The following is a 15,847-nucleotide window of genomic DNA, read 5'->3' as shown; positions in this document are numbered from 1 at the left end:
AAAGTCTCTTTTATTCTTTTCTCTTCTTGTTGAAAGCCGTTAGCCTTAGCAGCATTGAAAAAAGGCTAAAAGACTATGTCACAAGATTCTAATTCGAACTCAGCGCCAGGCGCGGTATTAAACGAACAACAGTGGAATGCAATTACGCAAGCCATTGCGGGCTTAAATCGTGATCAACTAACTTGGGTAAGTGGCTATGCTGCTGGTATGGCGGCTGCACAAGGCAGTTCGATTGCTCCAGCGTTACAAAGCGTACCGGCAGCTGCAGGTGACGCTCCGACGCTAACCATTCTATACGGTTCTCAAACCGGCAACGCTAAAGGTCTGGCGGCGCAATGTCAGGCAAAAGCAGAAGAAGCGGGTTTTAATAGCAAACTCGTGAGTATGGCAGATTACAAGCCACGCAATTTAAAGGCTGAAACTCACGTTGCGGTATTTGTAAGCACGCACGGTGAAGGTGATGCTCCCGATGATGCCATTGAGCTTCACGAGTTTTTAGCAGGCAAAAAAGCGCCTAAGTTAGCAGACACAAAGTATGCTGTTGTGGGTCTAGGAGACAGTAGTTATGAGTTTTTCTGCCAGACTGGAAAAGACTTTGATGAGCGTTTAGCTAAACTAGGCGGTAAACCTATTATAGACCGTCTTGATTGCGACGTTGATTATGAGGCTGAAGCAGAAGCGTGGCTAAATAAACTTATTGAGTCGCTAAAAGGGGATTTTAGTGCAGCACCGCAAACAGCGGTAGCGGCACAAACTGGCGCAGCGGTGCAAGGTGTAGCTGCACAAACCTACACCAAAAAAGCACCGTTTAAAGCAACGCTTATCGACGCACTGAAAATTACCGGTCGTGACTCCGTTAAGGATATTCGACATATTGAAATAAGTTTAGAAGACAGCGGAATTACTTATCAGCCTGGAGATGCGCTAGGCGTATGGTTTAAGAATTCAGCTTTGTTGGTATCTGAACTTATTGGTATTTTGTCACTAGATGGCAACGCAGAAGTTTCTGTGGGTGATGCGAAAATGTCGCTTACTGAGGCGTTAACGTCTAAGCTTGAATTAACACTAAGTTATCCAAATTTCATCAAGTCTTATCAGGCTGCTACAGGCTCTGAAACCTTAGCTACGTTAATGGAAGATAAAGCTCAGCTACGTACCTACATGGCTGAACGTCAAATCATTGATATTGTGCGCGACCATCCAGGCAAATTATCTGAACAGCAGCTTGTAGATGCGCTACGTCCACTAACACCACGTTTGTATTCTATAGCGTCAAGCCAAGCAGAGGTGGAAGAAGAAGTGCATTTAACGGTAGCTCACGTTGATTATGAAGCGTTTGGGCACCGTCACCAAGGGGGCGCATCAGGCTTCCTATGTGAATATTTAGAAGAGAATGGTGATGTAGAAGTCTTCGTTGAGAGCAACGACAACTTCCGTTTGCCGGCCAACCCTAATACTCCAGTCATTATGGTTGGTCCGGGTACCGGCATTGCGCCATTTAGGGCTTTCATGCAAGAGCGTGACGTGCAAGGTGCTGAAGGCAAAAATTGGTTGTTCTTCGGGAATCCACACTTCACGCAAGATTTTCTTTATCAAGTAGAGTGGCAAGGCTACGTTAAGGAAGGCCTGCTAGATAAAATTACGCTGGCATTCTCTCGCGACCAAGAAGAAAAAGTATATGTTCAGCACCGCTTATTAGAAAACGGTAAAGAAGTTTTCGAGTGGCTAGAGCAGGGCGCACATTTTTATGTGTGTGGTGATGCAATGCACATGGCGAAAGATGTAGAAAACGCCTTAATAAGTATTGTGCAGGAGCACGGCGGTAAATCTGAAGCCGATGCCAAAGCGTATGTTGTAGAGTTGAGAAAAGCGAAACGTTATCAGAAGGATGTCTATTAATGAGTAACGAAAAATCACCATTTATCGTTGAGGGCAAACTGGCTGACAACGAGCGCTTAAAACGTGAAAGTAATAATTTGCGTGGAACTATCACCACAGATTTAAAAGATGATCTGACGGGCGGGTTTACAGCTGACAATTTTCAGCTGATCCGTTTCCACGGTATGTATCAGCAAGATGACCGTGATATTCGCGCTGAGCGTGCTAAACAAAAACTTGAGCCGTTGCATAATGTAATGTTGCGCGCGCGTTTGCCTGGTGGTGTTATCACTCCAGACCAATGGTTAGCGATTGATAAGTTTGCAGCCGACCATACAATGTACGGCAGCATTCGCCTGACTACTCGCCAAACATTTCAATTCCACGGTGTGTTGAAGCCTAAAATAAAGTCTATGCACCAAATGCTGAATAAAGCGGGCATTGACTCTATAGCCACGGCAGGTGATGTAAACCGTAACGTGCTGTGCACCTCTAACCCAGTTGAATCAGAGCTACATCTACACGCTTTTGAGTGGGCTAAAAAGATAAGTGAACACTTACTACCAAAAACGCGTGCTTATGCCGAAATTTGGTTGGATGGTGAAAAAGTTGAAACAACTGAAAAGCCTGTTGAGCCCATTTTAGGCGATAACTACTTACCCCGTAAGTTTAAAACAACGGTGGTTATTCCTCCGCAAAACGACGTTGACGTTCACGCGAATGATCTTAACTTCGTTGCAATTGCGGAGAATGGTCAGCTAGTTGGTTTTAACGTGCTTGTTGGTGGCGGTCTTGCCATGACTCACGGTGATAAGAGCACATATCCCCGCAAGGCGTCTGATTTTGGCTTCATTCCTCTTGAGCATACGCTTGATGTTGCCGCTGCAGTAGTTACAACACAGCGTGATTGGGGTAACCGGGTTAATCGTAAAAATGCGAAAACAAAGTATACGCTTGAGCGCGTAGGCGTAGAAAACTTCAAAGCAGAAGTTGAAAAGCGTGCAGGTGTGACGTTCCAGGAGAGTCGTCCTTACGAATTTACCGGCCGCGGAGATCGTTTCGGATGGGTTGAAGGTATTGATGGAAAGTACCATCTTACCGTGTTTATCGAAAACGGCCGTATCTTGGATTATCCGGGCAAAACCCTTAAAACCGGTTGCGCGGAAATCGCAAAAATACACAAAGGTGACTTCCGCTTAACAGCAAACCAGAACTTAATCATTGCTGGTGTAGCTCCGCAAGATAAAGACAGGATTGAAGCGCTAGCTCGCGAACATGGTTTAATCGCCCCGTCTATTTCTAATCAGCGTCTAGATTCAATGGCTTGTGTGGCATTGCCAACCTGCCCGCTAGCGATGGCAGAGGCTGAGCGCTATTTGCCAGATGCCGTTACTGAGTTAGAAGGTTTATTAGCTAAACACGGATTGGAAGAAGACAGCGTTATCTTCCGCGTTACTGGCTGCCCAAATGGTTGCGGGCGCGCGATGTTGTCTGAAGTCGGCTTGGTCGGTAAGGGCCCAGGCAAGTATAACCTTCATTTAGGTGGTAACCGAGAAGGTACGCGTATTCCGCGTATGTATCGTGAAAACATTAGCGAACAAGAAATTATGGCAGAGCTTGATTCGCTGTTTGGTCAATGGGCTAAAGAGCGTGACGCAGGTGAAGCCTTTGGCGATTATGTCGTTCGCGCTGGTGTTGTAAAACCAGTAGTAGACTCCGCACGGGATTTCTATGACGAATAATACAGCAGAAAAGCAGCAGCCAATTACGCTTGATATCAGCAAAGAAGAGTTGGCTGATATCAATGAAATGCTAGAGCAGATGACAGCGCAAGAGCGGGTTGCTTGGGCGTTGGATAATTTGCCAGACACCCATATTGTTTCTTCGAGTTTCGGAGCACAATCGGCGGTTATGCTGCATATGCTTACTAAAGTGCAACCGGATATCCCGGTTGTACTTACCGATACTGGCTATCTTTTCCCTGAAACGTACAAATTCATTGATGAACTTGTTGAAAAGCTCAACTTAAACTTGCACGTCTACAATGCGAATATGTCATCCGCTTGGCAGGAAGCGCGTTTTGGCAGACTTTGGGAACAAGGCATCGAAGGTATTGAGAAATACAACAAGATGAACAAAGTTGAGCCTATGCAGCGCGCTTTGAACGATCTTGACGCGGGCACGTGGTTTGCTGGCTTACGTAGAAGTCAATCGGACACTCGGGGTAAACTTCCTGTTCTCCAAAAGGTAGGGCAACAGTTTAAAGTGTACCCTATTATCGACTGGAGCAATAAAGACCTCCATTATTACCTTAAAGATAATGAACTGTCTTATCACCCGCTTTGGGAACAAGGCTACGTATCAATCGGCGATTGGCATACCACGCAGTCTTTGCAAGAGGGAATGAGTGAGCAAGATACTCGTTTCTTTGGGCTGAAAAGAGAGTGCGGTCTTCATGAATTTGGTGATGGTATTTAACTAATGTTAAATACCTCATTTAATACTAGTTTGAGTTGATTGAGATACGCTTCATTTTGCGATTTGGGCACAAGCTTATAAAGTTCGCTGCCCACTGACGTGAATTTATAATAAACCAGCGCGACGCCCGAAGATTTGCACGTTAACGTCATCAAGTCATTGTTGCATCGCCATGATACTTCCTGACCTTCAGTATATTCACCGCTTTCTATTTCACTGGCGTAAATCAGTTTCATTTCTTGTAAAGATAATAAGTCAGGGTAGCTCAATCCAACCGTCGATAAATTTATCTGCTCAGGGACGGGTTTCCGAAATAAAGAAAACAGACCCTTACGTCTGTGATATCCGACCAAAATGCGTGGAACTGCGTCGTTATTACTGCGACTCGCTATATTTACCGCTTTATTAAACACTTTCGCATCGCGATGTGTAAGTGTTTTTAAAAGTTGAAGGGTTCTTAGAGAAAAACTGCCAGGTCGAGCTACCTCAACAGCAAAGATTTTTCCCCACAATTCTTGCATCGGTGGACTATAAATTTCCTCTGCCATCGAGCTAAATGCGAAAAACCAGTCTGGGTCAAGATTATCGCTAGTTTGTTCGTTGATCGAAACATTTAGTGCTATATTTAAAACAGCTTGAAGATTGCTCGCTTTTTGGGTTTCTAAAATATGTTTTCTTCGTTCCAGTGCATGTTTTTGCTTCTTAGGATCGGAAGACTGCATTGCAGGGCTGATACCCACTCTAGCAAACCATGAAAGCATACGTTGGCGGCCAGCCTCTGCTTTCATCGTTCCGGATATATTTTCCGTGGGAGCTTGAGCACTCTGATTTTTAACCTTAGGGCTATCTGCGGCCTGTGGTTTCTTTACCTCAGGTGGAAAGTGTTGGGGGCTAATCTTCATAATGCGTGTATGATTGAATGTTACATTGCGTGTACCATAAGAGCACTATTGCACTGCATAGATTTTTTATCAATGTGAACGTCCTCTAAATGCGGTGCTCAGCATATTCTTGTTTTGTTTGTATCGGGGAAATGAGCAGTAATGTCGGAAATGGATTACGAAAACGACGAGTTAATTTTTTTAGATGATGATAGTGCAGCGGAAGAGCAGCCTTTACTAGGAAAAGACTGGAATATTCTCATCGTAGACGATGATGAAGAAATCCATACTGTAACGCGCCTTGCGTTGTCTGACCTTATTGTCAACGAACGTAGACTAAACTTCATTAATGCATACTCTGCAAAGCAAGCAAAAGAACTGCTTCACGAATACGGCAATACTATCGCCATTATCTTGCTCGATGTCGTTATGGAAACAGATGACGCAGGGTTCGACGTAGTTAAATATATTCGTGAGGGCATGAAATTACTCGAACCGCGAATTATTCTGCGTACAGGCCAGCCAGGCTACGCCCCCGAAGAGCAGGTCATCAAGCTCTACGACATCAATGATTACAAAACGAAAACAGAGCTGACGCGCGCAAAATTACTCACCACTATCATTTCTTCCCTTCGCTCTTATCAGCAAATTATAACGATTAGTCAAAGTAGGGTAGGGTTGGAGAAGATAATCACTTCTTCAGCAAATTTGTTTGAAGAGCATTCAGTTAAAGAGTTTTGTGAGGGGGTTGTTACTCAGATAAGCTCACTTATCGGGCTAGATACCGAAGGCTTACTGTGTGCTAGAGCTGGTGCATTATTAGATAGAGACGATGAGGGCGTGTATGTGCTCGGTGCAGCAGGTGAATACGCGGGGTTTATCAATCATCCTGTTTCTGATGTTAAAAATATCGAGATAGAGGAAAATATAGGCCGCTGTTTACGTATTAAATCCCACATATTCGAACGAACTTGCACCGTGCTTTACATTAGTCGTGCGGGTTTTGAAGCCGCTGTTTACATTAGGCAAACCAAAGAAATTAGCGAGTTGGATAAAAACCTGCTGGAGGTGTTTTTATCCAGTATTTCCGTTGGATACGAAAACGTAAATCTTTTCCACGAATTAAGAAATGCGGCATTCCGCGACTGGTTGACCCGTCTTCCTAACCGCAACGAATTTATCAATATGTTGGATAAACCGCATTTGTTTGCTGGCGAAAACTGCAGTGTTGCACTTGTTGACGTAAATCACTTCTCCGATATTAATGATGGATTGGGACAGGAAGTAGGTAACGAGTTACTTCGTGCAATTAGCGATCGTTTCCAAACAGCATTTGACGGAATCGTCAAGAAAGGCCGAATAGGCGCCGACGTTTTTGGCCTTATTGGGCCTAGCGAATATGTGTGCCCTGACGCTATTAACGCTATTTTCCAATCTTCGTTTAAAGTTGGCGATCACACTTTGCCTGTTAACGTGACGGTTGGCTTTTGCAAGTTAGATAATAAGCGAAACATTGGGCTTGAAATTTTAAAGCGCACAAATATTGCGCTTAATCGTGCGAAAAAGAATCTGACTGACAACTTTGAATACTACGCCAAAGATATTGAAGACCAGACAACCTGGCGCCTTGATATGATACGAAGATTGCGTAGTGACTTCGCGGCGAAAAAACTGGAGTTATGGTTCCAGCCTCAGGTTGATTTGCTTAATGAAAAAGTAGTGGGCATGGAAGGTCTGCTTCGATGGCCAGATGGTGAGGGGGGATATATCTCTCCCGCAGTTTTCGTTCCTCTTGCTGAATATTCTGGACTTATTGTTGATATTGGCGAATGGGTATTAGAAGAGTCGTGTAATCGTCTGTTAGAACTAAGAGAAAAAGGTTATGGACACCTTCGTGTTGCAGTTAACATTTCAATACCCCAGTTTCGCGATAGGTTTTTCGTAGAAAAAGTTAAACAGGCGCTTTCTAAGCCCAACATTGATCCAAGACTTTTAGAACTAGAGATCACCGAAAGCGTTGTAATGGATGAGCCTCAAATAGTGATTGATGCGCTACGCTCCCTTAAGGAGTTCGGCGTTAAAATTGCTATCGACGATTTTGGAACAGGTTTTTCTTCCATGAGCTATCTTCAACAGCTTCCTCTCGATAGGCTGAAAGTAGACCGGTCATTTGTTAAGGATATTGAGCCTGGTGCCAGTGCGGTACTTGCAGAAACCATTGTTACGTTAGGTAATAAATTGGGTTTATTAACGATAGCGGAAGGTGTGGAAAAAAGAGAGCAGGCTAGCTACATGATCAAGCTTGGGTGTGACGAAGCTCAAGGTTATTTATACGCTAAGCCGATGCCGTTTGATGCGCTATTGGCGTTTTTAGCATCGCACGATTAGCTATGTAATGCTGTAAAAACTTCATTCTGCAGAATAGGCAGGCTCTTAGTTTCAAACCATGTGTTCTTGGCTAACCATCGATTATTTCTGCCTGACGGATGAGGTAGAACAAAGTACTGCTCGGGCGAAGTAAAAGTAGTTTTCACTGCGTCTGTGAGGGTTTTATGGTTTGGTAAATAAAACTGTTGCGCGTAACGGCCCACATAAATCGTAATAGAAGGTTGCAAGTAGTTGATAAACCTATGATGCCACGCAGGGGCGCACTCTTTTCTTGGAGGCGCATCAGCGCCATGCTTATAGCCTGGAAAGCAGAAACCCATAGGCAAAATTGAAATACATTTTGGATTATAAAAAACCGCCTTACTTACTGATAGCCAGCTACGTAATCTGTCACCGCTAGCATCATCAAAAGCGACTCCGCTTTCGTGTGCTTTTAAACCAGGTGCCTGCCCTATGATGAGAATTTTCGTTAAAGGAGCGGTACTAAAAATGGGATTGGGTTTATGAGGTAGCGCGTGAGCACAGAGTGAGCATTTTAGTGCCTCTGCTACCAACTCATCATGCCCTTTCAAAATTTTCTCCAAATATTTCTCACTGTCATACTTCTGTAATATTAGTGTGATCTAAAGTTGACTATCGAATGTATATACAGTATCTTTATTGATAACAGTATTAGACTGTAACACAGGAGAAGAAACATGCGTAAAGTAGTACTAACATTAGCTCTATCAGCAGCCTTTGGTATTGCGCATGCGGAATCTGGTGATAACCAGCTTTTCGATTGCATGGATGCAAAAACATTCGAAATGAATAACCAATGTATGTCAGATCAAATTGGCAATAACATTCGTTTCCGTGATGCACAAGCAAAGCTGATCGACATTGCAAGCGAGAGTCAGGGTGACTACGCCATTGCAACAATGACGTTCGATCAAGAAAATATGCACATCGATATCGTAGCTCACAAAGACTCGCTTAATGCGCTTGCTGCGAACCGTAACTAATTTTTAGTTAACGCATATAAGCCGGCGACAATTTCGCCGGCTTTTTTGTGCCCGTTAGAAAATCCTATTTAATCCGTTTATGGCGGCAACACGATAAGCCTCAGCCATTGTTGGGTAGTTAAAGGTGGTATTAACGAAGTAATCAATTGTATTGCCTTCGCCTTTTTGCTGCATAATAGCTTGCCCGATGTGAACAATTTCAGACGCACGTTCGCCAAAACAGTGAATTCCTAAAATCTCTTTCGTCTCTCGATGAAATAATATCTTCAGGCTACCTGTTTGGGTTGACGCAATTTGGGCTCTGGCCAAATGTTTAAATTGGGCTCTTCCTACCTCGTAAGGGACTTTAGCAGCAGTAAGTTCTTGCTCTGTTTTACCTACCGAGCTAATTTCTGGAATGGTGTAAATACCAGACGGTATATCTTCTACCAGCGCAGAGTGAGTTTTTATACCTAGCATCGCCTCGGCTGCAAAGCGCCCTTGGTTATAAGCTGCGGATGCTAAGCTGGGATAACCAATTACATCACCTACGGCAAAGATATTTTCTACGTCAGTTTGATAATTCTCATTTACTCGCAGCTGGCCTCTGCCATCGGCTTTTAGGCCAATATTTTCGAGTTTAAGCGTATCGGTATTACCCGTGCGACCATTAGCAAATAATAAGCAATCTGCCCGCATACGCTTGCCTGACTCTAGGTTTAAAATCACCGAGTCATCGGTGGCCTCAACTGATGAATAGGTTTCGTTGTGACGAATAAGCACGCCGTTATTCCATAAATGATAGCTTAGCGCGTCAGATATTTCGTCGTCGAGAAATGAAAGCAATCGATCGCGCATGTTAACGAGATCAACTTTTACCCCTAAACCTCTAAATATACTGGCATATTCTGACCCAATTACCCCAGCACCATAGATGATGATGGACTTGGGATCGTGATCTAAAGATAAGATGGTGTCTGAGTTATAAATTCGTGGATGGTTGAAGTCGATATCTTTCGGGCAGTAAGGGCGTGAACCGGTTGCTATAGCAATTTGACCGGCAGTGACGGTATCTTTTGAGCCATCTTTACGGGTGATCTCTAACGTGTGAGCATCCACGAAACTGGCTTCACCGTGAAAAAGGGTAACGCGGTTTCTATCATAAAAAGAAGAACGAAGTCGCGTTTGGCTTTTAACAACACCGCTAGCGTGACGCATAATGTCTGAAAAAGTAAGGCTTTTACTCAAGTGATTGTCGGCAAATAGGGGCGATGAATTGTATTCAATAAGACGACTGACGGAGTGACGAAGGGCTTTTGATGGAATAGTGCCCCAATGGGTACAACCACCTCCTACTGCTTCGTAGCGTTCTACTACAGCAACTTTCTTTCCTGCTTTAGCAAGCTGCATTGCAACACCTTCTCCACCAGGACCTGTGCCAATAACTATTGCGTCATAGTGATACAATGGAGCCTTTGTTTTTTGCTTCGTTGCCATGTTACTTTCCCGTATTGTTACTTCTATGATGTGGCGTTTGAAATCGCAATCACCGCCATGATAATTCAATGATGTAGTTTGAATATTTAACCTTAAAATGAAGTCAAGTCTTACAACAAACTCTAGTATAACGACCTTACTTGATGTGTCATTCCAACTATAGATCAAAAAAAACCACATAAGCATAGACTTATGTGGTTTTTTACAAATAATAAAGATAAAGAAGGTGTTTACGCCATTTGAAGTGACAAGCTCTGCAATTGCGTCCATTTTTCTTTTTGAACCGCAAACGCATGCTTTAACTCTTTGTATTTATACGCAAGTTCTAGCCCTTCTATACTGCGTTTTAACGTGCGCTGTTTAACACGCATCACGCGTTTTTTAGTGGCGTAGTAATCACTCATTCGCTGCATCAATAAGTCGTATTCTTCTTGAATAGTGTTCATCATCTCTTCAGCGTTGGGCAGTAGCGATACTTTTTCACTCGCTCTTTGCAACTGCATCGCAGCAAGTGCTTTTTCAATACGCTCTTCTGGCACCTTGCGAAGGTTCGACGTTAGACCTACAAAAGACAGGCCTCTTATGAGCCATTTAGTCGGGTCAAACTGATACCAACGAATGCCGTTACGGTAATCGTACTCAAATATATGGTGATAGTTGTGATAACCCTCGCCAAAAGTAAAGAATGCTAGAACGCCATTATCACGTGCCGTATTCTTATCGGTATAAGGCTGACTACCCCAAAAATGCGCAAGAGAATTGATGAAAAACGTAACATGATGCACAAGCACGAGACGAAGCACACCTGCTACTAAAATCATGCCAAGAACATCACCATTTAGATAACCTAACAACCCTGTAACACCAAAGTTGGCCGCTAGCACAATAGGCAAGTAGTACTTGTGTTGCCAAATAACCACCTTGTCTTTTTGTAGATCTTTACAGTTGCTGTAATCATCGTAACGCTTAGCTTGATACTCACGTAACATCCAGCCGATATGGGCGAACCAAAGCCCTTTTTTCGCTGAGTAAGGATCTTTATCGTTATCATCAACATGGCGATGGTGCACACGGTGATCTGATGACCAATGCAAAATACTATTTTGCAACGCCATAGCACCACCTATTGCTAGAATGACTCGCACAACAACATTGGCATCATAGGTTTTGTGCGACCACAAGCGGTGATAACCAGCAGTGATAGACATACCTGTGAAGTAAAATAAGAAGATAGCAGTACCGATTTCTGCCCAATCGATACCCTGGTAAGCCACCCATAGCGGCACACCAATAAATGCAATAGCGCCTGATATAATAAATACCAGCACATTAGTTAGGATAAGAGGAGGTTTTTTCATTTTATACTACTTGGCTTACAACTGTTCGCTAATTTATCGTTTTACAGAGCTTCAGGCAAGCAAAACCCAGATAAGTTCTGCTTACATGTGTAAAGTTTAATTATAGTAAAGCTAACGTAGAACGCGCGTATTTATTGATTTTTTTGCTTAATACTTGTTTATAAAAGAGATGATTTTGTTTCTCTTCCCCCACAAGCCTGTGTTGCGATAAACTACACGAGCTAGTCTTTGATGTTTGAAATTTGATTGCGTTGATGGCTATTGAGATGACAACTGCGCTAATTCCAAGTCGCTGAAAATCATCATGCCGTTACAACCTAATCAACAAGTGGTGCGAATGTGAGTCGACAAGAACAGAAATTAAAAACCCGCCAAAACATTATCCATGCTGCGTTTTCACTGCTAGACGAAAACCGTAGTTTATCGGCAATCAGCTTACGTGAAGTTGCCAGGGAAGCGGGTATCGCACCAACTTCATTTTACCGACACTTCAAAGATATGGACGAACTAGGGTTAACGCTAGTAGATGAAGCGGGTTTAGCACTGCGTCAGCTTATGCGTCAGGCAAGACGCCGCATTGCTTCAGGGGGCGGCGTTATTCACACCTCTGTTGAAACCTTCATGGAGTTTATCGCTGCTAATACTAACGTGTTTCGACTTCTTCTTAGGGAACACACGGGGACATCATCTGCTTACCGATTAGCGGTATTCAGAGAAATACAGCATTTCATCGATGAACTAACCGACTATATCATTGAACAGCAGGGCGTGGAGTACGCATGCGCGCAGCTTCAAGCTGATGCTATGGTAAGACTGGTGTTTAGTGCTGGAGCAGAGGCATTAGAAGCTGACGATAAACTTCGCCGAGAAATTGGTGAGAGAGTGAAAGCGCAGCTTCGTTTTGTTCAAGTAGGCGCTACGCAGAAAGGCTAGCCTAGGAATATTATTAAAATTTGTATGAAATTGGCCCCAGCCAGCCTTTGTATCTCACTCAGATCAGCTTTTGCGTGTAAGTAGAACCCCTGCCTCTATGTGATGAGTGAACGGGAACTGATCAAAAAGCGCTGATTCTGCAATTTCATGTGTTTCGCTCAGCAATTCAAGGTTTAGCGCCAAGGTTTCAGGGTTACACGAAATATAAATAATATTGTCGTAGTCCTGAATCATTCTCAATGAATCTTTATCTAAGCCTGCCCTAGGCGGATCCACTAAAACCGTAGTGAAGTTATATGTACTTAAGTCTATACCTTCTAAACGACTAAACGCGCGCTCGCCTTTCATTGCCTGAGTAAATTCTTCGGCGGCTAATCTGACTATCTTCACGTTGCTAAGCTGATTTTGTTCAATATTAAACTGAGCAGCTTGAACAGAAGGTTTGGCAATTTCGGTTCCCACGACATTATCAAAATGAAGCGCAAGCGGCAGTGAGAAGTTACCCGCACCACAATACATTTCAAGCAGGTCTCCAGAAAGCGGCTTTACACAATCCAATGCCCATTCAATCATTTTGCAGTTTACTTCGGCATTGGGCTGAGTGAAGCTATTTTCGATGTGCTTGAAAATAAACTCTTTACCGTTTACGGGTAAACGTTCAATAACAAAATCGTTGTCGATAATAAGCTTTTGTTTTCTAGCACGACCAATGATGTTTACTTTCGGAAAATGGGCTTCGAGCGTCGCTTTTAACTTTCTTGCAGCCTCTTCCCATTTTTCATCTAACTGACGATGATATAGAAGGCTGATAACAACCTCACCAGATAGCGCAGAAAGATAATCTATTTGAAAAAGCTTCTTTCTTAGTGATTCGTTTGGTCTAACTTCCTCAAGCAATAGTGCCATGGCATCGTTTATTGCTTTACACGCAGGGGGGAAGCTATCTACGCGGTACTTCTCTTTCGTTTCTTGATTGAACATGATGTGAAATAAGTCATTTCCCTCATGCCAAACTCTAAACTCGGCGCGCATACGGTAGTGCGTTGGTTGAGACGGGAACACAGAAAGTTCAGGCGCATTAAATGGAGAAAGCAACGCGGTGAGACGATCTACTTTTTCGTCTAATTGAGCTTCATAGCGTTGTTGTTCGGTCGCGGTCATAAAATTCTCCATTCACAGTTAAGGGCGCGAATTGTAGACCCTTATAAAATAACTGCAATACACCCAGCATGAATCTGAGCCCTTAGCTGAAAAAAATCTGTATTAAAATTAAACAATATCGATTCTTTGCCGATAATATGAAAGAGGATAGTGAGGATCAAATTATGAACGTGGGTCAAATCAAGGCTTTCATGAACGAGCAAAAGGTCGATCAGAAAGCTGATCAGAAGGCTTCTGTTAACCCAAATGAAGCGTTAAAGAAGCAATTGCAACAGGATGGTTTGCAACAGGCGGCCGAATTTTCTAAACAGCAAGCGGCGTCGGTATCCATGTCTAGTAGTCAAACTAGCATTGGCATGAGAATCGTCAGTACGAGTTTAAGCCAATCTTTGGAAATAGACGGGCAGAAGCCAAAGGATGTCAAAGAAAAGAATCTAGAAGAGAAGTCGAATAGTTTGTTCGACTTCGAAAAAGTTGCAAAAAATGTACTTAAGTTCGTAGGCGGTGTTATTCGCGGAGCTGCCGATGGTGGTGCAAGTGATGAGAAGTTAAATAGTTTATTTAGCCAAGCAAGAGAAGGCGTAAGCCGAGGCTTTGCCATGGCTGAAAAAGATTTAGCCGGTTTTATGAATGAAGAGATCGAGCAAGGAATGACAAAAAGTCGCGATCTTATCGACACGGGTATAGATGATCTAGAGACCGATATTTTTGGTCGCGAACAAGCAAATGCTGTCACACTTTCGTCGTTAAATGCCGTTGCTGCATCTGATGAGAAAAGTGGTAGTTTGACGATCAGAACTAAAGATGGCGATGAAGTAAGTTTTAGCTTCGAGAGTTTGCGTTCGGTTCAGGCATCTCAGCAGCTAAACTTTGAGACTCAGACATCTGAAAGGCAGCCTAGCGCAGAAAATGGTGAGCAAAGTGAAACTAACTTCTCGGCGTCTTATACTCAGCAAACTTCGTATCAGTACTATGAACGAAGTGGTATTAGCTTCTCATTGAAAGGAGAGCTTGATGAAGATGAATTGGACTCGATAGCTGATTTGGTTGGGCAAGTTCAAGACCTAGCTGACACCTTCTACAGTGGCGATATCGATAAGGCATTTGACGAAGCGTTAAGCTTAGGCTTTGACGATAAGGAATTAGTGGGTTACGCACTACAACTAAACAGAACAACACAAACTGAAGTATTGAAAACATACGAGAACATCCAGCATTATAGCGAAGATAATAACGATAACGCTAAATACGGAAACGTAGTAAGTCCAGTAGCTCAGTATTTAGAAAAGATGATGGATACGTTTGCCAATGCAGAGAATAAGCTAGCAAGTAGCGAAGACTACAATGCGTTAATTGCTGGATTGATAAACGAAATGAAAGATGTGCAGGTACCAGACTTAATTTCTGCTATTAATAGATTTCGATCTTTTAATCAGACCTTACTAGACGGGCTGCCTCAATCTGCTGAAACTAACGAGTCTTAAATCCCCCTAAAATGAAAAAGCCCGGTGCTGATGCTTACCGGGCTTTTTTATGTGGTGATGTAGATTATTCGTGATCGACTTTGTCTTTCGCTGGGCGCACTTTTAACGTGCGTTCTTGAAAGATCGAATCGTTTGTCTTATCGATAACGCTATTAAGATCGTCAGTCACCACCTCGATAAAGCCGTAGCCTTTTCGTTTTCCGGTTTTACGATCCTTCATGAGTCGAACTGACTGTACTTCAATAAAACTGCTGAAGTACTCCTTCACGGCGTTTTCATTTGCACGATAAGGCAAATTGCCTACATACAAGGTTTCTATCGATCCTTCACTAGAATGTGCTCTGGCATCTGAGGAAGATGGACTTTGAATAAGAGACGCTAGCCATGGAGTAACGATACCGCTAATCAACAGAGCTGCTGACACGGTTAGCGGAACATGAACGTTCAAACTAGCAGAAGAAAATAACAAGTAACCTGCAATTGCAAAAATAGCGCTAATAACAGCGCATTGAATAAAGCCTACTTTCATATACCTACCTTTCTATTGTTTATTATGGTGTTGGAGGCTGTATACAGTTTACTCATTTGTAACAATTAGAACAATAAAATGTGAAAAAACTAGTCGAAAGATGCATTGAGCTGATAGGAATGATGCAGAAATGAGCGTTTAACACTAAAAATGGCTTAAAAAGCAAAAAAATCCAATTCAAGTGTTGATCTTTCTCAACAGGTATCTATAATGCGCTCCACGTTCTGAGGGGGCTTCGAGAAAAAGAAAGCCAACTTGGCAACAAGTGCGAAACCAA

At 43.1% G+C, this 15,847-nt stretch carries 13 protein-coding genes; 7 read left to right on the top strand and 6 right to left on the bottom strand.

Translation table 11 applies throughout. The annotated features are described in order from the left end of the window. Positions 1-75: 75 nt before the first annotated feature. From ACM0P2_RS16255 to ACM0P2_RS16245, 3 genes are read left to right on the top strand one after another with little or no spacing between them, the layout of a single operon-like run. Positions 76-1,899, top strand: coding sequence for an assimilatory sulfite reductase (NADPH) flavoprotein subunit (locus ACM0P2_RS16255; protein WP_173360900.1), 1,824 nt, complete (start codon positions 76-78; stop codon positions 1,897-1,899). Continuing rightward, on the top strand, positions 1,899-3,620 hold the full coding sequence (gene cysI / locus ACM0P2_RS16250; RefSeq protein WP_173360901.1) for an assimilatory sulfite reductase (NADPH) hemoprotein subunit: 1,722 nt from the start codon (positions 1,899-1,901) through the stop codon (positions 3,618-3,620). The genes ACM0P2_RS16255 and cysI overlap by 1 nt, the downstream gene beginning before the upstream one ends. Next, positions 3,610-4,356 (top strand): phosphoadenylyl-sulfate reductase, encoded by a 747-nt coding sequence (locus tag ACM0P2_RS16245; RefSeq protein ID WP_159120419.1) that lies wholly within the window; start codon positions 3,610-3,612, stop codon positions 4,354-4,356. Before cysI ends, ACM0P2_RS16245 begins: the two co-directional genes overlap by 11 nt. Here ACM0P2_RS16245 and ACM0P2_RS16240 read toward each other — a convergent pair. Beyond that, positions 4,353-5,258 carry a TIGR03899 family protein gene (locus ACM0P2_RS16240; protein ID WP_159120420.1) on the bottom strand — a complete coding sequence of 302 codons (906 nt, stop codon included), beginning with the start codon at positions 5,256-5,258 and terminating at the stop codon, positions 4,353-4,355. The genes ACM0P2_RS16245 and ACM0P2_RS16240 overlap by 4 nt on opposite strands. 141 nt (positions 5,259-5,399) lie before the next feature. On the opposite strand from ACM0P2_RS16240, the gene ACM0P2_RS16235 reads away from it, so the two are divergent. Next, the gene (locus ACM0P2_RS16235; RefSeq protein WP_419226813.1) at positions 5,400-7,625 is read left to right on the top strand and encodes an EAL domain-containing protein; all 2,226 of its coding nucleotides are present in this window, start codon (positions 5,400-5,402) and stop codon (positions 7,623-7,625) included. Here the strand turns inward: ACM0P2_RS16235 and ACM0P2_RS16230 are convergent. Beyond that, positions 7,622-8,209: a uracil-DNA glycosylase family protein gene (locus ACM0P2_RS16230; RefSeq protein WP_159120422.1), complete on the bottom strand. Its 588-nt coding sequence runs from the start codon at positions 8,207-8,209 to the stop codon at positions 7,622-7,624. The two genes, ACM0P2_RS16235 and ACM0P2_RS16230, sit on opposite strands and share 4 nt — an antisense overlap. A gap of 114 nt (positions 8,210-8,323) precedes the next feature. Between ACM0P2_RS16230 and ACM0P2_RS16225 the strand changes: the two genes are divergently transcribed. Continuing rightward, positions 8,324-8,629 (top strand): pyridine nucleotide transhydrogenase, encoded by a 306-nt coding sequence (locus ACM0P2_RS16225; protein ID WP_105930319.1) that lies wholly within the window; start codon positions 8,324-8,326, stop codon positions 8,627-8,629. 54 nt (positions 8,630-8,683) lie between these two features. Here ACM0P2_RS16225 and sthA read toward each other — a convergent pair whose 3' ends face one another. Beyond that, a complete protein-coding gene (gene sthA, locus ACM0P2_RS16220) occupies positions 8,684-10,105 on the bottom strand; it encodes a Si-specific NAD(P)(+) transhydrogenase (RefSeq protein WP_159120423.1) in 1,422 nt (473 codons plus the stop codon). Between the two features lie 230 nt (positions 10,106-10,335). Further along, the gene (locus ACM0P2_RS16215; protein ID WP_419226812.1) at positions 10,336-11,463 is read right to left on the bottom strand and encodes an acyl-CoA desaturase; all 1,128 of its coding nucleotides are present in this window, start codon (positions 11,461-11,463) and stop codon (positions 10,336-10,338) included. Positions 11,464-11,802: 339 nt separating this feature from the next. Here ACM0P2_RS16215 and fabR point away from each other — a divergent pair, with 339 nt between their 5' ends. After that, complete coding sequence (gene fabR / locus ACM0P2_RS16210; RefSeq protein WP_120963578.1) at positions 11,803-12,396, top strand: HTH-type transcriptional repressor FabR; 594 nt, start codon at positions 11,803-11,805, stop codon at positions 12,394-12,396. Positions 12,397-12,459: 63 nt separating this feature from the next. Here the strand turns inward: fabR and trmA are convergent, their stop codons facing one another. Further along, positions 12,460-13,557, bottom strand: coding sequence for a tRNA (uridine(54)-C5)-methyltransferase TrmA (trmA, locus tag ACM0P2_RS16205; RefSeq protein WP_419226811.1), 1,098 nt, complete (start codon positions 13,555-13,557; stop codon positions 12,460-12,462). A gap of 164 nt (positions 13,558-13,721) precedes the next feature. On the opposite strand from trmA, the gene ACM0P2_RS16200 reads away from it, so the two are divergent. Further along, the gene (locus ACM0P2_RS16200) at positions 13,722-15,041 is read left to right on the top strand and encodes a DUF5610 domain-containing protein (protein WP_419226810.1); all 1,320 of its coding nucleotides are present in this window, start codon (positions 13,722-13,724) and stop codon (positions 15,039-15,041) included. Between the two features lie 64 nt (positions 15,042-15,105). Here the strand turns inward: ACM0P2_RS16200 and ACM0P2_RS16195 are convergent, their stop codons facing one another. Then, positions 15,106-15,570, bottom strand: a complete 465-nt coding sequence (locus ACM0P2_RS16195) for an RNA recognition motif domain-containing protein (protein WP_159120427.1) — start codon at positions 15,568-15,570, stop codon at positions 15,106-15,108. Positions 15,571-15,847: the final 277 nt, after the last annotated feature.

It is taken from the genome of Alteromonas sp. OM2203 (genome assembly GCF_048517045.1).
Classification (GTDB): domain Bacteria; phylum Pseudomonadota; class Gammaproteobacteria; order Enterobacterales; family Alteromonadaceae; genus Alteromonas; species Alteromonas gracilis.
This window is presented reverse-complemented; position numbering and strand designations above follow the sequence as displayed.